Origin of the sequence: Pseudoalteromonas sp. S1612 (genome assembly GCF_005887175.1) — a bacterium.
GTDB lineage: Bacteria > Pseudomonadota > Gammaproteobacteria > Enterobacterales > Alteromonadaceae > Pseudoalteromonas > Pseudoalteromonas undina.
On sequence record NZ_PNDH01000021.1, the window covers coordinates 1 to 26,145 of the forward strand.

26 protein-coding genes are annotated in these 26,145 nt (G+C 40.6%); 19 read left to right on the forward strand and 7 right to left on the reverse strand.

The window, feature by feature from the left end; translation table 11 throughout:
• Positions 1-30: 30 nt before the first annotated feature.
• The 3 genes from CWB78_RS08730 to CWB78_RS08740 form a co-directional block, all read right to left on the reverse strand.
• On the reverse strand, positions 31-963 hold the full coding sequence (locus tag CWB78_RS08730) for a DHH family phosphoesterase (RefSeq protein WP_138595122.1): 933 nt from the start codon (positions 961-963) through the stop codon (positions 31-33).
• Positions 964-1,096: 133 nt separating this feature from the next.
• Entirely contained in the window at positions 1,097-2,545 is a 1,449-nt protein-coding gene (locus CWB78_RS08735) for a dihydrolipoyl dehydrogenase (protein ID WP_010387847.1), read from the reverse strand.
• A 54-nt stretch (positions 2,546-2,599) separates the two neighbouring features.
• Positions 2,600-3,328, reverse strand: a complete 729-nt coding sequence (locus CWB78_RS08740) for a glutathione peroxidase (protein WP_008466566.1) — start codon at positions 3,326-3,328, stop codon at positions 2,600-2,602.
• Between the two features lie 113 nt (positions 3,329-3,441).
• On the opposite strand from CWB78_RS08740, the gene CWB78_RS08745 reads away from it, so the two are divergent.
• On the forward strand, positions 3,442-4,341 hold the full coding sequence (locus CWB78_RS08745; protein ID WP_138595124.1) for a LysR substrate-binding domain-containing protein: 900 nt from the start codon (positions 3,442-3,444) through the stop codon (positions 4,339-4,341).
• On the opposite strand, the gene CWB78_RS08750 is transcribed toward CWB78_RS08745, so the two are convergent.
• Entirely contained in the window at positions 4,338-5,525 is a 1,188-nt protein-coding gene (locus tag CWB78_RS08750; protein ID WP_010387854.1) for a flagellar assembly protein T N-terminal domain-containing protein, read from the reverse strand. The two genes, CWB78_RS08745 and CWB78_RS08750, sit on opposite strands and share 4 nt — an antisense overlap.
• 139 nt (positions 5,526-5,664) lie before the next feature.
• Between CWB78_RS08750 and CWB78_RS08755 the strand changes: the two genes are divergently transcribed.
• The gene (locus CWB78_RS08755) at positions 5,665-6,123 is read left to right on the forward strand and encodes an LPP20 family lipoprotein (RefSeq protein ID WP_010387855.1); all 459 of its coding nucleotides are present in this window, start codon (positions 5,665-5,667) and stop codon (positions 6,121-6,123) included.
• A gap of 124 nt (positions 6,124-6,247) precedes the next feature.
• On the opposite strand, the gene flgN is transcribed toward CWB78_RS08755, so the two are convergent.
• The 3 genes from flgN to flgA form a co-directional block, all read right to left on the reverse strand.
• Positions 6,248-6,679: a flagellar export chaperone FlgN gene (gene flgN, locus CWB78_RS08760; protein WP_033104122.1), complete on the reverse strand. Its 432-nt coding sequence runs from the start codon at positions 6,677-6,679 to the stop codon at positions 6,248-6,250.
• Positions 6,672-6,992 carry a flagellar biosynthesis anti-sigma factor FlgM gene (gene flgM / locus CWB78_RS08765; protein ID WP_010387860.1) on the reverse strand — a complete coding sequence of 107 codons (321 nt, stop codon included), beginning with the start codon at positions 6,990-6,992 and terminating at the stop codon, positions 6,672-6,674. Before flgM ends, flgN begins: the two co-directional genes overlap by 8 nt.
• 75 nt (positions 6,993-7,067) lie before the next feature.
• On the reverse strand, positions 7,068-7,775 hold the full coding sequence (gene flgA, locus CWB78_RS08770; RefSeq protein ID WP_075169689.1) for a flagellar basal body P-ring formation chaperone FlgA: 708 nt from the start codon (positions 7,773-7,775) through the stop codon (positions 7,068-7,070).
• A gap of 138 nt (positions 7,776-7,913) precedes the next feature.
• Here flgA and CWB78_RS08775 point away from each other — a divergent pair, with 138 nt between their 5' ends.
• The 17 genes from CWB78_RS08775 (at position 7,914) to fliD (ending at position 26,020) form a co-directional block, all read left to right on the forward strand.
• On the forward strand, positions 7,914-8,846 hold the full coding sequence (locus CWB78_RS08775) for a chemotaxis protein (RefSeq protein WP_010387865.1): 933 nt from the start codon (positions 7,914-7,916) through the stop codon (positions 8,844-8,846).
• Positions 8,847-8,866: 20 nt separating this feature from the next.
• The gene (locus CWB78_RS08780) at positions 8,867-9,697 is read left to right on the forward strand and encodes a CheR family methyltransferase (protein ID WP_054201737.1); all 831 of its coding nucleotides are present in this window, start codon (positions 8,867-8,869) and stop codon (positions 9,695-9,697) included.
• A gap of 127 nt (positions 9,698-9,824) precedes the next feature.
• Positions 9,825-10,235 (forward strand): flagellar basal body rod protein FlgB, encoded by a 411-nt coding sequence (flgB, locus tag CWB78_RS08785; RefSeq protein ID WP_010387869.1) that lies wholly within the window; start codon positions 9,825-9,827, stop codon positions 10,233-10,235.
• A gap of 2 nt (positions 10,236-10,237) precedes the next feature.
• Positions 10,238-10,669, forward strand: a complete 432-nt coding sequence (flgC, locus tag CWB78_RS08790) for a flagellar basal body rod protein FlgC (protein ID WP_008113068.1) — start codon at positions 10,238-10,240, stop codon at positions 10,667-10,669.
• Positions 10,670-10,682: 13 nt separating this feature from the next.
• Positions 10,683-11,360: a flagellar hook assembly protein FlgD gene (locus CWB78_RS08795; protein WP_138595126.1), complete on the forward strand. Its 678-nt coding sequence runs from the start codon at positions 10,683-10,685 to the stop codon at positions 11,358-11,360.
• A 56-nt stretch (positions 11,361-11,416) separates the two neighbouring features.
• Entirely contained in the window at positions 11,417-12,778 is a 1,362-nt protein-coding gene (gene flgE, locus CWB78_RS08800) for a flagellar hook protein FlgE (protein ID WP_054201735.1), read from the forward strand.
• A 131-nt stretch (positions 12,779-12,909) separates the two neighbouring features.
• Entirely contained in the window at positions 12,910-13,653 is a 744-nt protein-coding gene (locus CWB78_RS08805; protein WP_010387878.1) for a flagellar basal body rod protein FlgF, read from the forward strand.
• Between the two features lie 21 nt (positions 13,654-13,674).
• The gene (gene flgG / locus CWB78_RS08810; protein ID WP_010387879.1) at positions 13,675-14,463 is read left to right on the forward strand and encodes a flagellar basal-body rod protein FlgG; all 789 of its coding nucleotides are present in this window, start codon (positions 13,675-13,677) and stop codon (positions 14,461-14,463) included.
• Between the two features lie 14 nt (positions 14,464-14,477).
• On the forward strand, positions 14,478-15,161 hold the full coding sequence (gene flgH, locus CWB78_RS08815) for a flagellar basal body L-ring protein FlgH (protein WP_054201734.1): 684 nt from the start codon (positions 14,478-14,480) through the stop codon (positions 15,159-15,161).
• Positions 15,162-15,173: 12 nt separating this feature from the next.
• Positions 15,174-16,268 carry a flagellar basal body P-ring protein FlgI gene (locus CWB78_RS08820; RefSeq protein WP_075169688.1) on the forward strand — a complete coding sequence of 365 codons (1,095 nt, stop codon included), beginning with the start codon at positions 15,174-15,176 and terminating at the stop codon, positions 16,266-16,268.
• A gap of 254 nt (positions 16,269-16,522) precedes the next feature.
• Positions 16,523-17,518: a flagellar assembly peptidoglycan hydrolase FlgJ gene (gene flgJ / locus CWB78_RS08825; protein ID WP_054201732.1), complete on the forward strand. Its 996-nt coding sequence runs from the start codon at positions 16,523-16,525 to the stop codon at positions 17,516-17,518.
• A gap of 1 nt (position 17,519) precedes the next feature.
• Positions 17,520-19,526 carry a flagellar hook-associated protein FlgK gene (gene flgK / locus CWB78_RS08830; RefSeq protein WP_075169687.1) on the forward strand — a complete coding sequence of 669 codons (2,007 nt, stop codon included), beginning with the start codon at positions 17,520-17,522 and terminating at the stop codon, positions 19,524-19,526.
• A 2-nt stretch (positions 19,527-19,528) separates the two neighbouring features.
• Positions 19,529-20,788, forward strand: a complete 1,260-nt coding sequence (gene flgL / locus CWB78_RS08835; protein WP_075169686.1) for a flagellar hook-associated protein FlgL — start codon at positions 19,529-19,531, stop codon at positions 20,786-20,788.
• Between the two features lie 272 nt (positions 20,789-21,060).
• Positions 21,061-22,461 carry a flagellin gene (locus CWB78_RS08840; protein WP_055013201.1) on the forward strand — a complete coding sequence of 467 codons (1,401 nt, stop codon included), beginning with the start codon at positions 21,061-21,063 and terminating at the stop codon, positions 22,459-22,461.
• A 217-nt stretch (positions 22,462-22,678) separates the two neighbouring features.
• A complete protein-coding gene (locus CWB78_RS08845; protein WP_138595128.1) occupies positions 22,679-24,082 on the forward strand; it encodes a flagellin in 1,404 nt (467 codons plus the stop codon).
• A gap of 99 nt (positions 24,083-24,181) precedes the next feature.
• A complete protein-coding gene (locus CWB78_RS08850; protein ID WP_054201727.1) occupies positions 24,182-24,568 on the forward strand; it encodes a flagellar protein FlaG in 387 nt (128 codons plus the stop codon).
• Positions 24,569-24,595: 27 nt separating this feature from the next.
• On the forward strand, positions 24,596-26,020 hold the full coding sequence (gene fliD / locus CWB78_RS08855; protein WP_010387891.1) for a flagellar filament capping protein FliD: 1,425 nt from the start codon (positions 24,596-24,598) through the stop codon (positions 26,018-26,020).
• Positions 26,021-26,145: the final 125 nt, after the last annotated feature.

Here is a 26,145-nt window from a genome sequence, read left to right on the forward strand (position 1 = left end):
ACCCCGAACCCCGAACCCCGAGGCTATAACTCAGCCATCACTAGTAATTGTAGCGATAAGCTCGCTCAGTACCTGCTCAGCTTTGCCTGTTTCTACTTGGCAAGTACCGGCATTTAAATGGCCGCCGCCACCGTACTTAAGGCATAACTCGCCAACATTAGTATTGGAGCTGCGGTTGGTGATTGATTTACCAATGGCGTACACCACGTTTTGCTTTTTAAGCCCCCACATTTTATGTATTGAGATATTACATTCGGGGAACATGGCGTAAATAACGAAGCGGTTAGTAGCGTAAATGGTTTCTTCTTCGGTTAAATTGAGTACCACTAAGTTGTCGTGTACTGATGAGCAGCGGTCTATTTGCTCTTTAGCTTGTGCGTTGTGCTCGTGGTATAACGCAACACGCTCGGCAACATCTTCCATTGCTAGTATTTGTTCTATGCTGTGATCTTTACAGGCATCAATTAACTTCATCATTAACTGGTAATTAGAAATTTTGAATTCACGAAAACGGCCAAGTCCTGTGCGCGCATCCATAATAAAGTTCATCAGTACCCAGTCTGTTGGGTTTAAAATTTCGTCTTTTGAAAATTGTGCAGAATCCCCTTTATCGACCGCTTCCATCATGTCAGTTGAAATATTAGGGAATTTCTCTGCACCGCCATAATAGTCGTATACAACGCGTGCTGCAGAGGGCGCATCTGGGTCAATAATGTGGTTTTTAATATCGCTTTCGTTACGAACGGTTTCACTCAAGTGGTGATCAAATGCAATATGACAACCGGCAACATAGGGGAGGTTAGTGGTAATGTCGTTGCTGGTAATGGCTATTTTACCGTCTTGCATGTCTTTTGGATGCACAAATAAAATATCGTCGATTAAATCTAAATCTTTAAGTAATACGGCACACACTAGGCCGTCAAAATCGCTTCGAGTGACAAGTCTATATTTATTATTGCTCATTTTCGGTCCATTTTTGTTTGTTTATTAATCTGAGTGTAGCAGTTTAAACTCCATTTTATATACCAGTTTTTAACATAAAAAAAGCCAAAACAATGGTTTTGGCTTTGAGTTGCAAGTGTGTATTAGTGATGTGTTATGCGCCTGGGCCACATTCCATACAATGGTTAATAATGTCTGGGCCAAATTTTAATTTAGCGTTTAAATCACGTAGTGCAGTGCGTAGGCCTTCTTCAATAACAGGGTGATAAAAAGGCATATCAAGCATTTGTGGTACAGTCATTTTGTTTTGTACAGCCCATGCTAATAAATGAGCAATGTGCTCTGCTTGAGGGCCAATAAATTCAGCACCTAAAAATAAGCCTGTGCCGTGCTCGGCATACACACGCATGTGGCCTTTGTTTTTTAGCATAACGCGGCTACGGCCTTGGTTTTCAAAGCTGACTTCGCCTATTTCAAAGCACTCACAGCTGCCTAATCGTTGGCTAATTTCTTTAAAGCTTTCACCAACCATGGCTATTTGTGGGTCGCTAAACACAGCGGCAATTTTAGCGCGGCGTAAACCCGCACGTACATGAGGGTAGCGGCCTGCGTTTTGCCCTGCGATTGTTCCTTGATCGGATGCTTCGTGAAGCAAAGGGATCATGTTACTAGCATCGCCAGCAATAAATATGTGGGAGTTGCCACATTGCATAGTGTGGGCATCAGCGAGTGGTACGCCACGTTCATCAAGCTCTATGCCGGTGTTTTCTAACCCTAGTTTATCGGTGTTAGGTACTCGCCCGGTTGCAGCCAGAACATAGTCAAACTGCTCGGTGTGTTTAACACCTTGTTTGTCGGTATAGGTTAGCTCTGCTTTATTACCTACTTGTTTCATATCTGAAACGTTTGAGTCGGTATCAACATAAAATTCTTCTGCGAATACAGTATTAGCGTAATCTTTAACTACTGGGTCGGTTAATGGGCCTATGGCACCACCTACACCAAAGAGTTTTACCTTTACCCCTAATCTATGCAACGCTTGGCCAATTTCAAGGCCTATAACGCCTGGGCCAAATACGGCTACTGATTCTGGTAAATCATCCCAGTCGAATACATCGTCATTAATAATCAGTCGGTCGCCAAAGTTATTAAATACGCCAGGGTAAGATGGGCGTGAACCTGTTGCTATTACAAAGCGTTTAGCAGTGATAATGGTGTGCTCATCTATTTGCACGCGGTTGGCGTCTAAAAACTGTGCATAGCCACGAATTTTATCTTCGCTAGGTATTTCATCTACGGCTTCTACTACGAATCCTGCAAAGCGATCGCGCTCACTTTTAACTCGTGCCATAACGGCTTTACCGTCAATAACAGGTTTTGAGCTGTGAACTCCAAAGGCAGGTGCCATTTCTATTGAGTGCGCGGCTTCTGCTGCAGCAATCAATAACTTACTTGGCATGCAACCAACACGTGCGCAGGTTGTACCGTATGGGCCTGATTCAATCATAAGTACGTTTTGAGTAAATTGTTTTGCATTACGGTAGGCACTTAAACCAGCAGTACCTGCACCTATAACAACAACGTCGGTTTGCAATTCTTTCATAGTGTTTTTCCTTTAATAAACAGGGGCGTTGCAGCCCCTGTTTTATTTACTTAATTAAGCAAAGTATTTTTCTAAATCGTCTGAGCCGCCAATGTGCTTACCGCCAATAAATACTTGTGGTACGGTTTCACGGCCCGATACCGCTTTAAGGCTGGTAAGTGATGCGCCAGCACCCATTACGATTTCTTCAAAAGCAAAGCCTTTAGCTGTAAGTAGCTCTTTTGCTTTTTTACAGAAAGGGCAGCCAGGCTTAGTAAATAGAGTAACCGCCTCTGGTTTTACTTGAGTTGGGTTGATGTAATCAAGCATAGTGTCAGCGTCTGATACTTCAAACGGGTCGCCTGGTAAATCTGGTTCGATGAACATCTTCTCTACTACGCCATCTTTAACCAGCATAGAGTATCTCCAGCTGCGCTTACCAAAACCTAAATCGTTTTTATCAACTAGCATACCCATGCCGTCAGTAAATTCGCCGTTACCATCTGGTAGTAAGGTAATGTTTTGCGCTTCTTGATGTTCAGCCCATGCGTTCATTACAAAGGTATCGTTTACTGATACACAAACAATGTCGTCAACGCCATTTTGTTTAAGTACACCAGCTAACTCGTTGTAGCGTGGTAGGTGAGTTGATGAACACGTTGGTGTAAATGCACCAGGTAGTGAAAACACAACGACTGTTTTGCCTTTAAAAATGTCATCAGTAGTTACTGATTTCCATTCGTCGTTTTGACGCGTTGCAAATGTAACGTTAGGGATTGTTTGACCTTCAATATTGTTTAACATGTTTTTAGTTCCTCTTGATTTGTTGATAGCCATTATGGCGAACAATTAAATATAGTTCCAATCGTTTGTTTGTATTAAACTGATAGGTATAAGCTATCAGGTTGGGTGTGAATATGAACTTAAAAGATTTAGAATATGTAAAAGCCGTTGCACATTTTAAACATTTTCGTAAAGCAGCCGACGCTTGCTTTGTAAGCCAGCCTACCTTAAGTGGGCAAATTAAAAAGCTGGAGCAAGAATTAGGGGTTATCTTATTTGACCGTTCAACTAAGCACGTTACCTTAACAACCCAAGGTGAACGTTTGTTGACACAAATCACCCTTATATTAGAGCAAACTCAAATATTAAAAGAACTGGCTGCTACTTCTAACCAGCCGTTACAGGGCAAACTAAGTATTGGTATTATTCCTACTATTGCCCCGTATTTACTACCTACACTGCTTACATCAATGAAAGCGGCATTTACTCAAAGTCAGTTTTCGTTTATTGAAATGCAAACTTCTACCATTTTAGCTGCGCTAGACAGTGGCGAGGTGGATTTTGCAATTTTAGCGGATGTGCCTGAGCTAAAAAATTACCATACTATTAATGTATATAAAGAAGACTTTTTAGTTGCGGTATCTGCTGATAACGCTTTAGCTGTAAATAAAAAGGTAGCACTGCAAGATCTTCAAGGTAGTAACCTATTAATGTTAAGTGATGGTCATTGCTTTAAAGATCAAGCCCAGCAGTTTTGTTTTTCGGCAGGAGTGGATGTTTCTAGCCAGTATCAAGGTAATAGCTTAGAAACCTTATTAGCGCTGGTGGCGATGGACGATGGGGTTACGTTTGTGCCAAAACTTGCTGCAATCCTTCGAGAGGGAATTCATTATTTGCCTATTTTCCCTAATCAGCAACGTAATATTGTATTGGCCTGTCGAAAGCACTACCCGCATTTATCTGGAGTTGAGCAGTTAGCAGATTGGTTAAGCGCTCACGATAATTTAAAAGTTAAGCTAGCCCAAGTACTTTAGGGCGTTGCAACTTCCACAATATCGTTAATTTGTACGCCCGGTAAAGGCTGATCATTAATACTGACGGCAATGGCGCTATGCTGATATAGCTGCTCTACACGAATACGGTTCAAAGTGGTTATAGTATGCGGCATGGTGTTGCCTTGCGCGTCTGTTAAATAATTATGATGAGCAATACTCAGTTGTTGGCCTTTTTCTAAGCCATGTGCCTTTCCTAAGTTAATGACGAGTTTATTATTTTCCATGTGCAAAATTTTGCCTTGGGTGGGTAGGCACGCCATGGCTGCTTGCAAATCGTAACTTAGGGTTTGGTTTATCTCACTAATACTTTGACCAAAAGGTGACTGCCAAAAACGATTACTGTTTACATCAATAATAGCTGTTTTTTCAAATGGCCAGATAGCTTGGCTTTGATAGCTTTGTTGCCACAAGGGCTCATAAGTAGTGCCATTAAATAAACTAAACTCTATTCGGTAGTGACGCTGATAGCTTTCATCTTGCCAAAATGCATAGTCGCTATTGAGTTTATCGCTGGTGGATAAACTGGTAATTTGGCTCAGTAGCACATATTGTGCGTTACTGCGCGATGAAATTTCCTCTAACTGGCTGTTAGAGTAGTCATGTTGTTGATTAAAATAGGTATCGACTTTTATCGCTTTATTGAAATAGGCAACCGGTATAGCACTCATTTTTGATTTTTGCAGTGACGTGTAGATGTTTTTGCTTACTGCTTTATTAATGTCAAATATTTGACCCATTCTCGCTTGTTCGCGATTTGTTAATTGACTTTGCGTCACAGCTATAAATTTATTGAAGTTGCTTTGCGGGCATTGCTCGGTTTGTGCAAAAATATCTAGGCGTAAGGTAATCGCAAATTCATCATTGCTGCGGTTTTCGCTAACGAGCTCTATTTTTTGAATTTCGCCTTGGCTACTTATTTTTAGCTGATCTTGGGTTAAAACACCATCAACAAGTGTTTGCACCGAGCTCACCCGCGCACCAGAGAATACAAGGGCTTGGGTAATCGCATCTTTTATTGCAGCGGCCTTTGCACCGGGAATGTCGCTATTTTGAATAACCGCATGGCCTGTAGACTCATACCACTGAGCGTGGGTAAAAGGTGAAAACGTTAATACAGCAGTGGTGCTTAATCCTGCCAATACTGCTTTTAAAAACGACTTCATACTCTTACTCCAATTAAACGTTAGCGTTAATGAGTCTCAGCAAGTAATGTACCACTATTATTTGTTGTTACAGAATATAGGTATCACTGGCATTAAACGTGCATAACTGAGTTTAATTAGTTTTTAAAGGCCCTGTATGATGCGAGTAATGCCATTAATGATCACATTAGGCTGCTTAACGTTAAGCGGTTGTAGCAATATATTTGATAAGCACGTTGAATATAAATATGTTGAGCCAAATAATTACCCTGTATTAAAAGCAATAGGGTACGCGCCCATTAGTTTGCAGTCGGGAAGTAATGACACTCAAAAACAGCTTATGGCAATTAAAGCCTCCAAGCTAGAAGCATACCGCGAACTAACGGAACAAGTGTACGGGCAAAAAATTACCGCAGGCACAACCGTCGCAGGCTCTGTTGCCCAAGATGATTATTTACAGAGTAAAGTGCAAGGTATTATAAAAGGCGCGCAAATTATAAAAACCTATGCCGTTAATGATATGTATATTACTGAGCTTGAGCTTAATATGAAGCGCGTACACGACTTGTACATCGGTGAGATAAAACCACGGGAAGTGAAAAAAGTCACTTATTACTAAGCGACAAGTTATTACTAAGCGACAAGTTATTACTAAGCGACAAGTTATTACTAACCGACAAATTATTACTCATAAAAAAACGCCTAAACGAATAATCGTTTAGGCGTTTTTTTATGAGTATTCTTTAGGCTTTTAGGTTACGCACAATGCTGTTGTCAGTATTAACTACGCTACCGGCTTGATCGTAGGTCATAGACGAAGGTGCGCCAATTAAAATACCCTTTAATTGCTTTACACTTAACTGCGCCTGGTGCGCTGCATGAGCGTTAACTTCATTTTGTTTTTGACACTGCTCAAGCTTTTCTCGAGTTAGCTTTATTAAGTCAGCGTTTTCATCTGTTTGCTGATCATTACTGGCAATCAGTTTACTGAGTTCTTTATCTAGGGTGCTTATGCTGGTTAAAAAAGACATTTTTTGTTGGGCAATTTCTTTTAAACCTTCGCCTCTTCGTGAGGCAATAGCATCAAGTTCTTGAGTAAGAAGCTCACTCAAGGTTGTTAAACAATTTATTTGTTCGTTTAGTTTAATCGTAATTAAACTATTGTGATCAGCCATAAACATTAAACTCGAAGTCTGCTAAATTTTTGGCAAGTTTCTCACTGTCTATTTGATACTTGCCTTCGGTAATCGCTTTTTTAAGCTCAGCAACTTTGTTGCTGTCAAAACCAGAAGACTGCTCTGCTTTTTCTTGTAAAGATTTTAATTGCTTAGCCTGCGGTGTTAAGCTCACCGAATCGCTTGCAGCTTTAGGTGAAGGCGTTTGCGCAGCTTGTGTATTTGCATTATCTCTTTTTAAATCAACTTTTTGCTGTTGAGTGTTTGTTAAAACACCAGGCTGTTGATTTGATTTGTTTACTTGACCGACCATGATAAAAACCCGTTTATTACCCAACTGATGCCTATATATCGGCATTTACTAAAGATACTTTAGCATAAATTTACATTAAATATTTACCTGCACAGACTCTACACCATCTACTCGCGCATTTAAAACTTTACCTGTTTTTTTGTTTTCAACTCGTACTTGTTCACCTAAGGTTCCATCCTCTAATGCAACACCCGTGGTTTTTACTCTTAAGCCTTTAATATTGGCAAAAATATTGACAGAGTCGCCTTTGCAAACCATACAAATTTGATTGAGCAACACAGGCATACCTTCACGAATATTACGTTTACTGCGGCTACCAATAAGTTGCGCAGGATCATCAAGATACTGAACACGTATAAAGTGCGCAGGGCGCATATCAATACTTAAATGGGATGGAGTAATCACTTCACCTCGTGCTAAATTGGTAGTAGCAACTACAACAGGTGCTGATTCAGTGATTCTGACATGAACGTATTGTGCCCAGTTGTCACTATCGTTACATTTTATTTGAATGGTGACCTGACGATTAAATGGGGGCTCACTTGGCGTTACTAGCTCTAGCTCAGAGTTACACTGGCGATCGGGTATGCGGGTATCTAGCGGTAACGCGCTAAACTGTATTTTGTTGTCATTTGTAGTTACTGCTTTTTGAGCAACATAAGATACAGCCATTTCCTGTAGTGATTCTTTACTAAATACTTGAGCCTTCAGTGGCAAAGTGAAGCAGAGGCTAGCAAGAAAATAAAAAACACTGTATCTTCTGGTTTTTTTTAACAAACTCATAATGTTTCGACTATGCTTATGGTTGCAAACAGGGTATAAATATTTTGCGTCAGAATTTAGACGCCCCCGTTGTGTTATGACGCTTTATTAATTGAAAGCAATTATCGTTCCTTATATTTGTTTTCTTAGGAGATTTAAATGGCCGGTATTTTAGACTCAGTAAACCAACGTACTCAGTTGGTTGGGCAAAACCGCTTAGAGTTATTGTTATTTAAGCTTAACGGACGTCAGCGCTTTGGCATTAATGTGTTTAAGGTAAGAGAAGTTCTTCAATGCCCGCCATTAACCAGCATGCCAAAATCTAACGCTTACATTCGTGGTGTAGCACATATCCGTGGCCAAACAATCTCGGTAATTGACTTATCAATGGCAGTAGGTGGTCGTCCTATTAAAAGCATAGAAGATGGCTTTATTATTATTGCAGAATATAACCGTACAGTGCAGGGTTTTTTAGTTGGTGGTGTTGAGCGGATTGTTAATATGAACTGGGAAAAAATAATGCCACCGCCATCAGGAGCGGGCCGCTATTCTTATTTAACTGCCGTGACTGAAATTGAAAATGAGCTGGTTGAAATACTCGACGTAGAAAAGATCCTAAACGAAATTTGTCCTGTCAATACTACCGTGAGTGATGATGTTGCCTCGCAAGGTAATATACAAAAAGACTTAGGCGAAAGAATTGTATTTATTGCCGATGATTCGGCCGTGGCACGAAATCAGGTTAAACGAGCGTTAGAACCTTTAGGTGTAACTACTGAACTTGCTAAAAATGGTAAAGAAGCTTTAATAAGACTAAAAGAAATTGCAGAGCTTGATTGTGTTAACGATATTACAGAGCGAGTAGGGTTACTTATTTCAGATGTAGAAATGCCAGAAATGGATGGTTATACGCTCACTGCAGAAATTAAAGCAGATCCTAAACTTGCACCATTGCATGTGATTTTACACACATCGTTAAGTGGTGTGTTCAACCAAGCAATGATTGAAAAAGTAGGGGCTGACGATTTTATTGCAAAATTTAATCCAGACGAGCTTGCTACAGCCGTTAATAAGTGGGTTCATTGTGATTAATAAACATAGGTGTTATTGATTTGACTAATAAAGATTTGCAGCAAACAGAATACGATCAATTTCGCTTATTTTTAGAACAACAGTGCGGTATTGTTTTAGGTGAAAATAAGCAGTATTTGGTTAAAAGTCGCTTGGCACCATTAATGTCTCGATTTAATGTTGAATCGTTATCTGAACTGGTTAGCAAAACACTTGGCGTGCATGAGCGTCAATTGCGCGCTGCTGTTGTTGATGCCATGACAACCAACGAAACATTGTGGTTTAGAGATCAATACCCATTTGAGTTGCTCAAAACCAGATTATTCCCTGAATTTAAAGCGCTAAATAGGCCATTAAAAATATGGTCTGCTGCGAGCTCTTCAGGGCAAGAACCTTATTCAATTGCTATGTCGGTTGCTGAGTTTCAATCAAGTAGTCCTGGTGTTTTAAAAATGGGTGCACAAATAGTGGGTACTGACATCTCAAATACCATGCTGGATATGTGTAAACACGCTGAATATGATGCATTGGCACTGGCCCGCGGGCTATCTGCTGAGCGTCGTAAGAAGTTTTTTAAAGATAGCGGCAATGGTATGGCACAAGTGGTTGACTCATTGAAAAAGCAAGTGAGCTTTAGGCATTTAAATTTACTCGACTCGTACGCTTTGATGGGTAAGTTCGATATTATATTTTGCCGTAATGTTTTAATTTATTTTTCACCTGAGGTGAAAGCCAAAATAATTGCACAATTTTCTCAAGCACTTAACCCTAAGGGGTATTTATTTTTAGGTGCGTCGGAATCTATGTCTGGTTTGAGTACCGAATTTGATATGGTGCGTTGTAACCCCGGGATTATTTATCAAAAAAAATAACTACCGTTTACACCCCCCCCTCCTAAAAACGGCGCTATAGCGTCGTTTTTTGTTTTTATCGTCACTATTTTCATTGCTGGCTTACTTATTGCTTTATTGGTACTAAGTCAATTTTTTGGAGATAGTTATGGCTATCAGTTTTGATAAAGCATTAGGCGTGCATCCGCATGCGATGTTAATCCGTTCGCAAAGAGCAGAAATGCTCGCTACTAATATCGCAAATGCTGATACGCCCGGCTATAAAGCAAAAGATATCGACTTTGCCTCAGCATTAAAAACGGCAAAGTCTAACCAACTAAGCGGCAATACGATGGTAAGAACCAACGAAAAACACATTGCCGGTGGTACCCGTAGTGTAGGTGGGAATGAATTATTTCGTACGCCAAATCAAACAGATACAGGTGATGGTAACTCTGTTGATATACAAGTGGAACGGAACTTGTATACACAGAATGCTATGGAGTATCAGGCCAGTGTCCAGTTTCTTAATGGTAAATTTAAAGGCCTGAAAAAAGCCCTCGGTAGTCAAGGAGCCTAATTATGAGTTTATATAATGTGTTTGATATTGCAGGTTCGGGTATGAGCGCGCAAAACGTGCGATTAAATACCACCGCAAGTAATATCTCTAATGCCAATACAATTAGCTCTTCACAAAATGAAACGTACCGAGCGCGACAACCTGTATTTGCTGCGGAGCTAACAAAAGCGTCAGCTTCAGCAAGCAACCCACAGGGCTCTGCCGTTGGTGTGAAAGTGTTAGGAGTGGTTGAGAGTGATAAACCACTACAAATTGAATATAACCCAAACCACCCGAGTGCGGATGAAAATGGTTACATTTATAAACCCAACGTGAATGTTGTTGAGGAGATGGCAAATATGATTTCTGCGTCTCGCTCTTATCAGACAAATGTTCAAGTTGCTGATGCAGCTAAGCAAATGTTAAGTAAAACACTGCTGTTAGGTCAGCGGTAACTGAGGGTAGCTCATGAGTAACGATATTAGTACTTCTTCATCCTACATGGACTCTTTACGTTGGCAAGATAAGCAAGTGCCACAAAAAGAAGATAGTGATGCGTTAACCCAAGAAGATTTCTTTTCGTTGTTAACACAGCAGTTGTCATATCAAGATCCCAGCAAACCAGCTGATAACGATCAGATGATTGCACAAATGACAAACTTTACCATGGCTGAAGGAATATCAAATTTAAACTCTAATTTTGAGTCTTTAGCCGCGTCGATGACATCAAATTCGGCATTGCAAGCATCAACACTGGTTGGCAAACAAGCTTTGTTAGAGTCGAATACACTTGAGCTTAATGAGTCGGGTGAATCAAAAGGTTCTGTTGTAGCTGAAAAACCAGTCGATAGTTTAATGATTCGTATTGAAGATGCATCAGGGCAATTGGTTAAAACTATAGATTTAGGCACTCAGCCTGCAGGGGCCATCCGCTTTGCGTGGGATGGTACCAATGAAGACGGTGAGCGTCTACCTCCTGGTGAATACAATGTAGCGGCCGAAGGTAGCACAAATGGGGAATTTTCAAGCCTTCCTCTAGCTACATTCAAAAATATTGAGAGTGTTAATATTAATGGTTCAAGCGGCATTATTATTAACACCAGAGAAGGTGCGGTTAGGCTGACTGATGTCGCAGAAATCGCGTAATGGATTTTATATATTTTTTAGTCAATAGACTAAACATTTCAGGTTAGAGGTTAATTATGAGCTTCAATATTGCATTAACAGGCCTTGCTGCCGCACAAAAAGATTTAGACGTTACCGCCAATAACATTGCTAACGTAAATACCACGGGTTTTAAAGAATCTCGGGCTGAGTTTGCTGATGTATATGCATCATCTGTATTTAGCGCAAATAAAACTAAAAACGGTGATGGTGTGCAAACCACTATGGTTGCACAGCAATTTCATCAAGGTTCATTAAAGTTCACCCAGAACTCATTGGATTTAGCGATTACGGGTGAAGGTTATTTTGCGATGTCAAATGATCTTGGTGCGCAAGACTTTACTTACACGCGTGCAGGCGCGTTTAAACTCAACAAAGATAACTTCGTTGTTGATGCAAAGGGTAACTATTTACAGGGGTTCCCTGTGGACGCATCAACAGGTGATACAACTTCAGTTAGTTTAAGTACTTCCTCTGCAATACAAATCCCTGATTCGTCAGGTTCGCCTAGATCAACTACAAATGTTTACTCATCATTCAACTTGAACTCGACGGCAGATGCCCCTGGCGTTGCTTTTGACCCAGAAGATAGGACAACATACAACTCGTCTACTTCTACGACAATTTATGATTCGTTAGGTGAACCACATGTTTTGCAATACTTTTTTGCAAAATCTGACCCAGTGACTAATCCAAATGAGTGGCAGGTATACACAACACTAGACAGTAAGGTTATTGATCCAGCAACAGGTGGTGAACAAGCTGCAGCTCCATATGTACCAACAGTTACTATGGGTTTTGATTCCAATGGTGTGCCAAGTACAACAAATGGAGCACCTAATATCGACCCTAGAACGTTTGATGAAATTGTATTACCAGCAACAGCAACGACTGGTTTATCGTCATTGTTAACAAATGGTGCTTCTTTTCCAGATACAGGCGTTGAGTTAAATTGGCGCGATGAAGCTGGTACTGATAAAAAATTGCCAACACAATTTGCGAGTAACTTTGAAGTAAAAGCGCTTGAGCAAGATGGTGCAACAGTTGGGCGTTTAGCTGGTATTGAAATTGGCGCAGATGGTAAAGTTGTAGCGTCATATAGTAATGGTGACTCAACCTTCTTAGGCCAAGTAGCTCTGGTTCGCTTTTCAAACTCTCAAGGTCTACAACAGGTTGGAGATACCGCGTGGAAGAAAAGCTTAACGTCAGGGGAGCCAATTGCAGGTGAGCCTAATTCAGGGACTTTGGGGTCAATTAACTCAACGGCTCTTGAGCAATCTAATGTTAATTTAACCAATGAGCTGGTTGATTTGATTAGTGCGCAGCGTAACTTCCAAGCAAACTCTCGTGCACTTGAAGTGAATTCAACGCTACAACAAAATATTTTACAGATCCGATAATCATATTTTGATTCTAAAGGCTGCTTAATGCAGCCTTTTTTATTCCTCCTTAAAATCTTATTCATACTTAAATTTAATTTGGCACTTATATTGCATTTACTTATATATAGATTTCTTAATGAGTCGATGTTATGGATAAAATGGTCTACATAGCCGCATCTGGCGCTAAACAAAGCATGCAAGGGCTTGCTCTTAAAGCCAATAATTTGGCAAATGCGAATACCACTGGGTTTAAATCTGATTTTGCGCAAGCGCGATCAATGCAGGCTTTCGGTGAAGGTTTGCCGACTCGTGTTTTTGCAATGCAAGAGCGCCCAGGATCAAACATGACATCGGGCGGTATTGTGGAAACAGGTCGCAGCCTTGATATTGCTATGAGTGATAACGCCTGGCTGAGTGTTCAGGATGCCTCTGGTAATGAAGCCTATACAAAAGTAGGTTCGTTAAATATAACAGCTGAAGGTATGTTAACTACCAGCGACGGTCGTCAAGTTATTGGCGAAGGTGGGCCAGTCATATTACCTGTACCGATTGAAAAAATTGAATTTAGTAAAGATGGCACTATTCAAGTTCGCCCTCAAGGTGCACCGGCTAACTTTTTAGAAGAAGTTGATCGGCTAAAAGTGGTTGATGCAAACAACGCCACGCTCGAGAAGGGCAACGATGGCTTATTTAGAGCTAAACCAGGCCAAATAGTTGAAACATCAGCCAATGTACAAGTATTAGGTGGCACATTAGAAAAATCGAATGTAAATCCTGTGCATGAAATGGTCGATATGATCAGTCACCAACGCCAATTTGAATTACAAGTAAAACTGATGAAAACAGCTGAAGAGATTGACGAACGTCAAGAACAGCTGATGCGCATCGTTTAACTTTAACGTGAGGATATTATTATGAATCCAGCATTATGGATAAGTAAAACAGGGCTTGACGCTCAACAAACTGATATATCGGTTATATCAAATAACTTAGCGAACGCCAGTACAGTGGGTTACAAAAAAAGCCGCGCTATTTTTGAAGACTTGCTTTATCAAAATATTAATCAACCAGGCGGTCGCTCATCGCAAGACACCGAAATGCCATCAGGCTTAATGCTTGGTGCGGGTACTAAAGTAGTGGCTAACCAAAAAAACTTTTCGCAAGGTAATATGCTCACCACTGAAAACTCATTGGATTGGATGATTTCAGGCCCTGGTTTTTTTGAAGTACTGCAACCAGATGGCAATATTGCTTATTCGCGTAACGGCCAGTTTACTACCGACGGCGACGGGCGTGTTGTCACCTCGGGTGCTGGTTATGTTGTTCAGCCTGAAATGAATGTACCTGACGATGCACAGTCGATCACCGTATCTCAAGACGGTGAAGTGTCAGTTCGCGTTAAAGGTCAGGCCGAAAACGTGGTTATTGGTCAGATCACGATTAGTGATTTTATTAATCCGTCGGGCCTTGAACCTATAGGTCAAAACTTATATACCGAAACCGCGGTAAGCGGTGCGCCTGTTCAAGGTAACCCAGGTGTTGAAGGTTTAGGCACGATTATTCAAGGTTCACTTGAAACATCAAATGTAAATGTGACCGAAGAATTAGTTAATTTGATTGAAACGCAGCGCGTTTATGAGATGAACTCAAAAGTGATCTCAGCCGTTGATGAAATGATGAGTTATATCAATCAACAGTTATAGTTTTGGGGGGTTGTATGCGTAATGTTATGTTATTTACAGTAGGGACTTTACTATTAAGTGGTTGTGTAGCTACACAAAATAATGAGGTAGTACAAGACGATCCCTATTATGCACCTATGTATCCAGAGCCTAATATGGAGCCAGTAGTAGCAACCGGCTCTTTGTTCAGTACACAATTATCGAATGACCTATATGCCGATAAAAAAGCACTGCGAACAGGCGATATCATTACTGTTAAATTACAAGAGTCGACCCAAGCGACTAAAGCAGCTAAAACTGAAACAGATAAAGAAACCGATGCCAGCCTCGACCCTGTTATTGGCTTAGGTGGTTTACCGGTAAATATTGGTGGCGATAGTATTCAATTTGGTATTGGTAGTGACTCTTCATTTAAAGGTGACTCAAAATCAAACCAATCAAACAGCTTAGTTGGCGATATTTCGGTTAATGTGATGCGCGTGTTACCAAATGGTAACTTAGTGATTCGCGGTGAAAAATGGCTAACGTTAAACACCGGTGAAGAATTTATTCGCCTAGAGGGGTTAGTGCGTCCGCAAGATGTCAATGCCGATAATACTGTTGAGTCTAATCGAATTGCGAATGCGCGTATTCAGTACTCAGGTAAGGGTCAAACTCAAGAGGCACAAAGCCCGGGTTGGTTAACGCGTTTCTTTAGTAGCTCATTGTTTCCCTTTTAGAGGACATTCGACATGAATGGTTTTAAAGTTTTTTGTTTTATGGTGCTACTAGGCTGGCAATTTACTGCCAGTGCTGAGCGAATTAAAGATGTGTCTATGGTCGAAGGGGTGCGCTCTAACCAATTAGTGGGCTATGGCTTAGTTGTTGGTTTACCAGGTACCGGTGAGCAAAGCCGTTTTACCGAGCAAAGCTTTAAAGGCATGCTCAATAGTTTTGGTATTACGTTACCTTCTAGTTTAAAGCCAAAAATTAAAAATGTTGCAGCGGTTGCTGTTCATGCTGAACTCCCTCCATTTAGAAAGCCAGGGCAAACCATAGATATAACCGTATCATCGATTGGCAGTGCAGGCAGCTTGCGCGGTGGCACATTATTACAAACATTCTTAAAAGGGGTTGATGGTAATGTTTACGCCATCGCTCAAGGCAGTTTAATTGTAGGTGGCCTAGGTGCTGAGGGGCTTGATGGCAGTCGCGTTGTTATTAATACGCCAACGGTAGGACGCGTGCCAAATGGTGCAACCGTTGAGCGTGCTGTTAAAAGCCCATTTATGCAAAACGACTATATTACTTTTAATTTAAACCGCCCTGATTTTACTACTGCGAAACGTTTAGAGAAAACCATTAATGATTTAATTGGTCCAAATAGCGCTCAAGCACTCGATGCAGCCTCTATTCGCGTTATTGCCCCACGTGATGCCTCGCAGCGCGTATCGTACTTATCAACTCTTGAAAACTTAGAGTTTAAACCAGCGGATACCTCGGCAAAAATAATTGTTAACTCGCGTACTGGCACCATTGTTATAGGTAAAAATGTAAAGTTACAACCTGCGGCAATTACCCATGGTGGTTTAACAGTAACGATTGCGGAACAACAAAATGTAGTGCAGCCAAATCCTTTAGCAGAGGGTGAAACCGTGGTTACTCAGCAAAGTATTATTGACGTTAATCAAGATGATTCACGCGCTTTTGTATTTGACCCTGGTGTAAGTCTTGATGACTTAGTACGTGCAATTAATGAAGTAGGAGCTGCCCCGGGTGATTTAATGGCTATTCTTGAAGCACTTAAAGAAGCCGGTGCAATTAACGGTCAGCTTGTAGTGATTTAGTTTTATAAGACCCTATTTAGGGTCTTTAACAGTTAATCTATAAAAGACGCGGCATAAAGCCGCTGCTACCACAGCAATAAACACTGAATTTAACCCTACACAATAAGTAGCAGCGAGTTTACCTCGCGTCTCTCACTTAGTTTAATCTCTGCCTAGAACCTAGAACCTAGAACCTAGAACCTAGAACCTTTCACTTCGTTTGGCTTAATTATTGCATTGCTTTAGATATTATTAATTATTGTGTCAAAAAGCTGATGGAAACAAATCATCTAGATAAACAAAACTTTTTTGATTTAGGCAACTTAGACTCTTTGCGTCGAGATGCTTTAAACAGCGGTGATGCATCAACCGATGCATCTAAAGCGGCGTTAAAAAAAGCAGCGGCACAATTTGAAGCTATTTTTACCCAAATGCTGCTTAAAAGTATGCGTAAAGCAAATGAGGCTTTTGAAGATAAAGAAAGCCCGTTTAATGCTAGCGGCGTGAAATTTTTTGAAGAAATGCACGACCAACAAATGGCCTCAGAGCTTTCATCAAATGGCTCTTTGGGACTTGCAGATTTAATTGTGCAGCAACTATCGCCAGATGGAAAAAACTTTATGCCAGGCTCTGTACTTCGCACAACGTCTGATTTCTTTAGTGATCAACGTGCGGGTAGCACCTTACCTCATCAAGAAAATCAAAAGGTCACTGCAAAAGTCCCGCTTGTTGATTCAACTGAAAAAAGCGAACAAAACACAGCGCCTAAGACATTTGAAAATGCTGAGGAATTTGTAAGCACCGTGTGGGAACACGCAAAAACAGCGGCTAAAAAAATTGGTTTAAATCCGGCGGTTATGGTCGCGCAAGCGGCATTAGAAACTGGCTGGGGTAAACATATTATTAATAAAGGTGATGGTAATAGCTCAAACAATTTATTCAATATTAAGTCAGATAAAAGTTGGCAGGGTGAAAAGGCCAGTAAGGTCACTTTAGAGTTTGAGCAAGGTGCTGCAGTTAAAAAGCAAGCAAGCTTTAGAGCTTATGATTCGATAAAAGATAGCGTGAATGATTTTGTGGATTTTTTAACACAAAACCCGCGCTATCAAGATGCATTAAACAATACGGCAAAGCCGCATAAGTTCTTAGACTCTTTACAACAAGCCGGTTATGCAACCGACCCTAATTATGCTGACAAAATAAAAAGGGTGTTAAACAGTAACGAATTGAAGAATATCGCCACAAGCGTGATCCGCCAAGGAGTAGAGTAACATGTCGTTTAATTTATTAAATATTGCAAATTCAGGAATAAGAGCAAACTCTGAGTTATTGCAAACGACAAGTAAAAACATCGCAAATGTTAATACCGAAGGGTATGTACGTGAGCGCACCGAATTTACCACCATGATTGATAATCAGGTAGGCCGTGGTCAAACGTACCGATTATTGAATGAGTTTGCGCAAAAGCAATTAAACCGAGATACTTCAAATAAAAGTTTTTTTGATCAATTCGTTAGTGAAGCGAGTCGGGTTGATCAAATTTTTTCAGAAAAATCAAACAGCTTATCAACTAGTATCAACTCAATGTTTAATAACGTGCAAGAAGCTCTTAATCAACCCTCATCAACAGTTGCTCGTTCATTAGTGATGAGTGATGCACAAAATTTGATAGACCAAATGGACCGACTTGCAGGTATTGTTTCTGAGCAAAAAGCGGTTGTTAATGAGCAATTAGAAATCTTTTCTGAAGAGGCTAATACGCTTATTGAAAGTATTAGTTCGTTGAATCAAGAGATAGCGGGTGTTCATGGTACTAACAATGAAGCCGATGCGAGTTCGGCTTATAACGAACGTGATAAAGCAATACGTGATTTATCAAAACTGATTGATATAGAAACGTTAGATGGCCCAAATGGCGAAAAACAAGTGTTTATGGGCACAGGCGAAGCCGTTGTTATGCAAAATGGCTCATTTAATTTATTTTCGATTAGTGGCGACCCAGATACAAGCTTTAAAGAATTACGCCTAGATGTAAATGGCGGTAAGGCTGTGCCACTAGATATAGACCCTACTAAACTCAAAGGTAAAATTGGCGGTTTATTAGCGTTTAGAGACGATATTTTGGTGCCTGCTCAAAATCAAATAGGCCAGATGGGGATAGCACTTGCTGATTCGTTTAATCAGCAAAATCGTTTAGGTATGGATGCAAATGGCGAGCTTGGAGGCGATATTTTTAATATCCCAACAGTGAGTGGTTACGCATACCAAGCGAATACAGGTACAGCGGCAATAAAGGCAACCATTGAAGCAGGTAAAGGCAGTGAACTGCCAGCAAGTGACTTTGTGATCACTTATACGGGTAATCCTAACGAAGTAAGTATTCAGCCTATTGATAATAAAGGTGAACCTTTAGGCACAGCCTCTTTAGCAACTATTCCACCCAGTGGCATTATCGATTCAGCCGCTATTACCAGTGGGGAGTCGTTTGGTTTAGAGCTAAACGTAACCGGAGCCGGTAATGCCGGTGACCAATTTCAGGTAAAACTTAATAGTGGCGCGGCAGGTAATATATCGCTGACAACAGGTCGGGGCGAAGACATTGCCTTAGCCTCTCCAATTAGAACAGCTGACGGCCTAGATAATACAGGCACAGGCAGTATTTCACCGGGTAATGTCACCGATGTAACCACGGGTAGTTTTAGTAATCCTTTGGATTTAGCAAATGGCCCTATTAGCATTGTTAAAACAGCCAATGCTAATGAATATCAACTTACTGATGGTAATGGTACAACTACGTTTACGGTTACACCGCCTGCTAACAATATACTCGCTCAAGCCGGGGCACCATACGATGGTTATGGCTTTGATTTTAATATTGAAGGCGTACCAGCAACGGGAGATACCTTTAATTTAGAATTTAATGAAGGTGGTTTTGATGATAACCGCAATGGTCAAAAACTTGCTGACTTACAAAACACCGATTTAGTACGTCAAAATGTAGTAGCGAGCGCCTCAGCTGATAATCATAAAACGTTGAATCAGGCCTATGCTGGGTTAGTAACCGATGTTGGTGTAGTAACCAGTCAAGCAAAAACCAATGGTGCTGCATTTGATGCTTTAGCACAACAATCAGAAGCCTGGTACGAATCGTTATCGGGCGTAAACTTAGATGAAGAGGCGGCTAATTTGCTGCGTTTCCAGCAATCTTATGCTGCTTCTGCACAAGTATTAACTGCAGCGAGAGCTATTTTTGACACCTTATTGAGTGCGGCGAGGTAATTATGCGTTTATCAAATAATTTAATGTATCAAAGTCAAATTAATAAAATTTTAGATAATCAACAGGGCGTTGCAGGCGCTTTAGAGCGAGCAAACACAGGTCAAAAGTATTTGAGTACCTCTGAAAACCCAGCTGCTATATCGCAAGGGATGTTGTACACCAATAAAATAGAAACCAATGAGCAGTTAACTAAAAATATAAAGCAGCTAAATGGTCGCTTATCAACCGAAGAAAGCATACTTAAAGGTATGAACGACACTATTTTAGAGGCGCAAATGCTAACCATACGAGCGGGCAATGGTTCGTTAGGTCAAAGTGATTTGGCTTCAGTTGCCAGTGAACTAAAAGAATTGCAAAAATCGCTGCTTAACTTAATGAATAGTCAATCAGAAGGGGGGAAATACCTATTCTCTGGCTATCAAGACGATATTCAAACCTATACATTTAATAGCACTAATGGCAAATACGAATACCAAGGCGATCAAGGCCAGCATGAAGTGACGATCGCAAAAGGGGTTGAGATCAAATCAAGTGATAATGGTTTTAATGTATTTGAACGAGTTGATGCACGTCTTGATGTCGTGTCGAATGATGGAGCGCCATCAGGCGGCATTACCGCAGGGACTGTTTATGTTGAAAACCAAGGCGAGTTTGATCGCTTTCATAAAGATAATTATAACTCAGACCCAGATCCGCTTATTTCTCCAACGATCAATACCTATAACGTTAATGTTATCCCTGGTGCAACGCCTTCAGCGCCTGATCAGTATGAAATATTACGTGATGGTAATCCTCTTGTACCACCTGTTACTGGTGAAGTAACTGATGAGCCGATTGAGTTTGCAGGCATGGAAATTCAACTTGAAGGTGTAGCACCCGGCCAACTTGATTTCACCCTTGAAAAGCCAGGTAAAGAAAATGTGCTTAATACGCTTGAAGATCTGATCACTAGTCTAAATGACGAACAACTTGATGGAGCGCAAATTAACCAAGCGTTATCGGATGGGTTAATTCAGCTTAAAAATGCCAGTGAGCAAATTGTGTTTACTCAGGCTGGCCTAGGTGGGCGTATGAACGTGGTGGAGCGTGTGACCGATTCAAACAGTGCTTTAGATATTAATAATCAAGACAACAGAGCGAGCTTAATTGAAATTGATCCTGCTGCAGCCATTAGTGAACTCGCTAAACAGGAGGCAGGTTTAGACAGATCGATGGCGACTTTTGGTCGCTTGGCTAAACTTTCATTATTCGATTATTTATAAATACCATCCAAGGCAGGTTATTACTTAAAGAAAAATAGGTAATAACTTGCCTTAACAAGGCGGCAAAAAACTGTCACCCCTTTTTCTCTTCTGTCAAAAAAACGCTAGCCCTCAATTTAAAGTCGCAATAAACCCAATTTAGTTGTTATAAAACAGGGGTTTAACTTTTTTTTGCTAGTTGGCACAACTAATGCATTTAGCTAGTCATAGAAAGTGTGGTTTTTGCTTAAATATTTTGAACCACATTCTGATTGAAACTAGGAGATGGTAAAATGGCTTTAAGCGTAAATACAAATGTTGCATCACTTAATGGGCAACGCAATCTATCTAAATCTAGCATGGCACTTGAAACCTCAATGCAGAGACTATCATCTGGTTTGCGTATTAATAGCGCAAAAGACGATGCTGCAGGTTTACAAATTGCCAACCGACTAACTTCTCAGGTTAATGGCCTAACGGTTGCTCAGCGTAATGCCAACGATGGTATTTCAATGGCGCAAACCGCTGAGGGTGCGATGCAAGAGTCTGCAAACATCTTACAACGTATGCGTGACTTATCACTGCAATCAGCGAATGGTTCAAACAGTGCAGTTGACCGTGCATCCCTGCAAAAAGAAGTGGCAGCCCTGCAACAAGAGCTCACTCGAATTGCAGATACTACTAAATTTGGTGGCACCAGCTTACTTGACGGTACATTTGGTACTAAACAGTTTCAGGTAGGTGCTAATGCCAATGAAACCATTAATGTAAGCTTACGTAATGTTGCTGCCGATGCCATTGGTTCTAATGAAATTGATGGGCCAGGCACTGTATTTGGTGTAGTTGCCGCAGGCAGTATGGCCGCTAACGAAGTTGTCGCTGCTGGTTCACTAAATATTAATGGTACTGATGTGGCTTTCGGGGCCAATGATGGCGCCGATGGGGTTGCTAATAAGATTAATTCAGCCGCGTCAGGCGTTACAGCCGAGGCTCGCTTAGAGGTAGTTATTGGTGGAGTAACAAACCTTGATAATGCAACAATTAATATTGGTGATGATAACTATGATTTAGGCACATATGGTGGCGAAATGGCTCGTTTAGCTGAAGATATGGTTGCTGATGGTTATGATGCAGTTTACGATTCTGATGCTGGAACGATTACGCTAAAAGCAACGGGTGTTGATGGTATTGAATCTGTTATGGATGCAGGTACTCCAGCTGGTGGATTAACGTTTGACGGAACTGCTGCAGCTACAGCGGCGGCTTCAAAAACGTCAGAAATTAATTTGTCATCACCGAATAAAATTGGTATTTCAAATGATGGTTCAGCGAATGAGCTAGAGATGTTTAATGGTGCATTGAGTGAGTTATCATCGGTTGAAGCGATAGATATTAGTGGTACAACTAGTGAGGGGGCTCAATCGGCAATTCAAACAATTGATGCTGCATTGGCACAAATAGATACTCAGCGTGCCGATTTAGGTGCGGTGCAAAACCGTTTTGGCTTTACCATTGCCAACCTTGCTAACGTATCTGAAAACGTGTCAGCTTCGCGTAGCCGTATTCAAGATACCGATTACGCGCTTGAAACCGCAACGTTAACTAAAAACCAAATCATGCAACAAGCCGGTACTACTATTTTGTCTCAGGCAAACCAGTTACCACAGGCCGCATTAAGTCTTTTAGGTGGCTAATACCCGCTAACTATAAAAGAGCCAAGCGATATTGCTTGGCTTTTTTGTTTGTATTTCAATCAACTAAAAGTTTTTATTATTTTTTTTAAAAAAAAGCTAAAGGTAATTTTATAACTGCCGTTAACTTAATTAGAACGGAGCTTGAACAGATTTTTATTGTGATGGCTCTTGGTTAAAATCAATTAGTTACATTACGAAAGTAATCAGGAGTTATAACATGGCTTTATCAGTAAATACTAACGTTGCATCACTAAATGCACAAAGAAACTTATCAAAATCAAGCGATGCGTTAGGTACATCAATGCAACGCCTTTCATCTGGTATGAAAATCAATAGCGCGAAAGATGATGCGGCAGGTCTACAAATTGCTAACCGTCTTTCTTCACAAATTAATGGTTTAGGTGTTGCTCAGCGTAACGCTAACGATGGTATCTCAATGTCGCAAACTGCTGAGGGTGCGATGCAAGAGTCATCAAACATCTTACAACGTATGCGTGATCTATCTCTACAATCAGCAAATGGTTCAAACGATGCTAACGCTCGTGCGGCACTACAAAAAGAAGTTGGCGCATTACAGCAAGAGCTTACTCGTATCGCTGAAACGACTAAATTTGGTGGTACAAGCTTACTAGATGGTTCGTTCGGTACTAAACAATTCCAAGTAGGTTCAAACGCTAACGAAACAATTAACGTAACTTTGCGTGATGTATCAGCAGATGCGCTTGGTGCAAATGAAATTGATGGTGCTGGTTCTGTATTTGGCGCAGCAGCTGCAGCTGGTACCATGGCTGCAAATGAAGCTATAACAGCAGGTACGCTTAATATTAATGGTGTCGATGTTACTCTTGGGGCTAATGATGGTGCTGATGGTGCTGCAGCAAAAATAAATGCTGCTGCTACAGGCGTAGTTGCTGAAGCTCGCTTAGAAGTAACTATTGCTGGTATCACTAATACAGATAACGCAACAATCAATGTTGGCGATGACAACTATGATTTAGGTACCTACGGTGGTGATATGGCTCGCTTAGCTGAGGATATGGTTGCCGATGGGTATGATGCAGTTTACGATTCTGATGCAGATAATATTACACTTAAAGCAACAGGTGTGGATGGTATTGAATCTATAGTTGAGGCTGTAGGTACACCAGCTGGTGGTTTAACGTTTGATGGGCAAGCGGCTGCAGCTGCAGTAGCTTCAAAAACATCAGAAATAAACTTATCATCACCGAATAAAATTGGTATTTCTAATGATGGAACTGCCGATGAAACTGAATTATTTAGTGCTTCTACAAGCTCTTTGACATCAGTTGAAACTATTGATATTTCTGGGGCAACAAGTCAAGGTGCACAAGATGCAATTCAAACAATTGATGCGGCGCTTGCGCAAATTGATGCACAACGAGCAGACTTAGGTGCGGTTCAAAACCGTTTTGGCTTCACTATTGCTAACCTTTCAAACGTATCAGAAAACGTGTCGGCTTCTAAAAGTCGTATCGAAGATACAGATTATGCTGCAGAAACAGCTAAACTAACTAAGAACCAGATTATGCAACAGGCTGGTACAACAATCTTAGCTCAGTCTAACCAGTTACCACAGGCAGCACTTAGCTTATTAGGTTAATTTAACAATAAGCTCTATACTTAACTACTAAGGAAGGGGCAACCCTTCCTTTCTTGTATAGGTATAAAGCTTTATATCGCTTTATAGTAGGAGCGAATTATGGAAACGCAAAGTTTAAATCTAAATATCAGCTCAGCGCAAAAAGGTGAGGTTACCTCAAGTTACCAAACCCCATCACAAGTTAAGCAAAATGCTGATGAACAAAAGAATACACCCATCACCACCACTGCAAGTAATAGTGAAGTTTCTGAAACAGAGTTATCACCTGAAAAACTAGAGAAGGTGGTACAGCAATTGCAGGACTTTATGGGCGAAATGAACCGTAGTCTACAGTTTAAAGTGGATGAGGATTCTGGCCGTAATGTTATTAAGGTGATTGATAAAGAAAGTGGTGATTTAGTTAAGCAGTATCCTTCTGAAGAAGTGTTAGGAATTGTTGCTAAATTAGCGGAAGCCACTGGCGTGTTAGTTGATTTTAAAGTTTAGTTTGAGCAATTTAAGAGGGTAAGTATTATGGCTATTTCATTTACAGGTATAGGTTCAGGGCTTCAAGTTAATGAAATTGTAACTGCTTTAGTGAATGCTGAAAAAAGCCCTTACCAAGCTCGAGTAACTAAACAGCAAGCAAACTTTACTACCGATATATCTGCAGTAGGTACCCTAAAAGCCTCTTTGGAAGAGCTTAATGGTTCACTAGAATCATTGGGTGACATCGAAAACTTTCAAAAGCGCACTATCAGTGGCAGTGACGACTTTGTTTCTTTAAGCTCTGAAAAAAACGCGCAAACCAATAATTACTCGATTAAAGTTAATAGTTTGGCTGAGAACCATAAGCTAACATCAAATGCTATAGCTGGCGATGAAGCGGTGGGAGAGGGTAAGCTCACGATTAGTTCTGGCTCTAACAGTTTTGACATAAATGTGTCAGACACAGCAAAGCTGGCTGATATACGTGACGCGATTAATGACTCTGCTGACAATGATTCAGTTAATGCTACTATTATTACCGATGATACGGGGCAGCGATTAGTGTTATCAAGTAAAGAAACCGGCGCAGAAAACGCAATAAAAATTGTAGTTGATGATGTCGGTGATGGTGGTAATACAGACTTGTCTGGCTTGTCTCGTCTTGCGTATGATAGTGATACAACATCAACAACGTATGCTGAAAACTTAAACGAAGTAACAGCAGCGACGGATGCTTCAATTACGATTGACGGAACGCTTGTGGCCTCAAGCAGTACCAATGAGTTTAAAGATGTTATTGAAGGCGTTACCATTAATGCTAAAAAAACTCACAATGCAGACGATGATTTAAGTAAAGCAACTATCACTGAAAATAATAATAATGTTGCTGCTGGATTAAAGTCGTTTGTAGAGAAGTTTAATGCATTTATTGATTTATCAAATCAGCTCGGTCGCTCTAGCGCTGAAGAGGGCGTTGGTGCACTTGCGGGTGATTCATTACTTAGAGGCTCTGTAAACCAAGTACGCTCGATGTTAACATCTGAATTTAGCACGGGTAATGGTAATACCGACTTTTTAGCTAACTTTGGTATTAGAACTGAGCGCTCAGGTAAGTTAAGTATTGATTCTGACGCTCTTAAAGCTGCCGTAGAAAGTGATCCACAAGCTATCCAAACGTTTTTTGTTGGCGAAAATGACGGTGATGGTTTTGTTGGCCAGTTAGATACTGTTATTAAAGGTTATACGGCCTCTGATGGTATTATTAGTTCACGTATTGAAGGGCGTGAAACACAACTCGATAAGCTACAAGATGAAGTTGATGCATTTAATAGCCGAATGAAAAAGTATGAAGAGCGACTATATAGCCAATACAATGCCATGGATATATTAGTTGCTAACCTAAACTCGACAGGAAGTTACTTGCAGCAGCAATTAGCTAACCTACCGGGTGTGGCTAAAAAGTCTAGCTAAATAGCATTGTTTAGTAAATAAAACCTGGCTTGTTAGTCAGGTTTTTTTATACCTGTTCGCTTATTGGTAATTAACAACGCTTGGTTTATAGTGAACTTTCAGGCTATAAAAATACAGAGTGATAA

What these genes read in the sequence shown, in the direction of transcription:
- CWB78_RS08845 (WP_138595128.1), top strand. Translation starts at nt 22,679, where the DNA reads ATGGCTTTATCAGTAAATACTAACGTTGCATCACTAAATGCACAAAGA.
- CWB78_RS08840 (WP_055013201.1), top strand. Translation starts at nt 21,061, where the DNA reads ATGGCTTTAAGCGTAAATACAAATGTTGCATCACTTAATGGGCAACGC.
- flgG (WP_010387879.1), top strand. Translation starts at nt 13,675, where the DNA reads ATGAATCCAGCATTATGGATAAGTAAAACAGGGCTTGACGCTCAACAA.
- CWB78_RS08850 (WP_054201727.1), top strand. Translation starts at nt 24,182, where the DNA reads ATGGAAACGCAAAGTTTAAATCTAAATATCAGCTCAGCGCAAAAAGGT.
- CWB78_RS08735 (WP_010387847.1), bottom strand. Translation starts at nt 2,545, where the DNA reads ATGAAAGAATTGCAAACCGACGTTGTTGTTATAGGTGCAGGTACTGCT.
- CWB78_RS08820 (WP_075169688.1), top strand. Translation starts at nt 15,174, where the DNA reads ATGAATGGTTTTAAAGTTTTTTGTTTTATGGTGCTACTAGGCTGGCAA.
- CWB78_RS08755 (WP_010387855.1), top strand. Translation starts at nt 5,665, where the DNA reads ATGCGAGTAATGCCATTAATGATCACATTAGGCTGCTTAACGTTAAGC.
- flgA (WP_075169689.1), bottom strand. Translation starts at nt 7,775, where the DNA reads ATGAGTTTGTTAAAAAAAACCAGAAGATACAGTGTTTTTTATTTTCTT.
- flgE (WP_054201735.1), top strand. Translation starts at nt 11,417, where the DNA reads ATGAGCTTCAATATTGCATTAACAGGCCTTGCTGCCGCACAAAAAGAT.
- CWB78_RS08750 (WP_010387854.1), bottom strand. Translation starts at nt 5,525, where the DNA reads ATGAAGTCGTTTTTAAAAGCAGTATTGGCAGGATTAAGCACCACTGCT.
- flgK (WP_075169687.1), top strand. Translation starts at nt 17,520, where the DNA reads ATGTCGTTTAATTTATTAAATATTGCAAATTCAGGAATAAGAGCAAAC.
- flgM (WP_010387860.1), bottom strand. Translation starts at nt 6,992, where the DNA reads ATGGTCGGTCAAGTAAACAAATCAAATCAACAGCCTGGTGTTTTAACA.
- flgJ (WP_054201732.1), top strand. Translation starts at nt 16,523, where the DNA reads ATGGAAACAAATCATCTAGATAAACAAAACTTTTTTGATTTAGGCAAC.
- CWB78_RS08795 (WP_138595126.1), top strand. Translation starts at nt 10,683, where the DNA reads ATGAGTAACGATATTAGTACTTCTTCATCCTACATGGACTCTTTACGT.
- flgL (WP_075169686.1), top strand. Translation starts at nt 19,529, where the DNA reads ATGCGTTTATCAAATAATTTAATGTATCAAAGTCAAATTAATAAAATT.
- flgB (WP_010387869.1), top strand. Translation starts at nt 9,825, where the DNA reads ATGGCTATCAGTTTTGATAAAGCATTAGGCGTGCATCCGCATGCGATG.
- fliD (WP_010387891.1), top strand. Translation starts at nt 24,596, where the DNA reads ATGGCTATTTCATTTACAGGTATAGGTTCAGGGCTTCAAGTTAATGAA.
- flgC (WP_008113068.1), top strand. Translation starts at nt 10,238, where the DNA reads ATGAGTTTATATAATGTGTTTGATATTGCAGGTTCGGGTATGAGCGCG.
- CWB78_RS08730 (WP_138595122.1), bottom strand. Translation starts at nt 963, where the DNA reads ATGAGCAATAATAAATATAGACTTGTCACTCGAAGCGATTTTGACGGC.
- flgH (WP_054201734.1), top strand. Translation starts at nt 14,478, where the DNA reads ATGCGTAATGTTATGTTATTTACAGTAGGGACTTTACTATTAAGTGGT.
- CWB78_RS08775 (WP_010387865.1), top strand. Translation starts at nt 7,914, where the DNA reads ATGGCCGGTATTTTAGACTCAGTAAACCAACGTACTCAGTTGGTTGGG.
- CWB78_RS08805 (WP_010387878.1), top strand. Translation starts at nt 12,910, where the DNA reads ATGGATAAAATGGTCTACATAGCCGCATCTGGCGCTAAACAAAGCATG.
- CWB78_RS08745 (WP_138595124.1), top strand. Translation starts at nt 3,442, where the DNA reads ATGAACTTAAAAGATTTAGAATATGTAAAAGCCGTTGCACATTTTAAA.
- CWB78_RS08740 (WP_008466566.1), bottom strand. Translation starts at nt 3,328, where the DNA reads ATGTTAAACAATATTGAAGGTCAAACAATCCCTAACGTTACATTTGCA.
- flgN (WP_033104122.1), bottom strand. Translation starts at nt 6,679, where the DNA reads ATGGCTGATCACAATAGTTTAATTACGATTAAACTAAACGAACAAATA.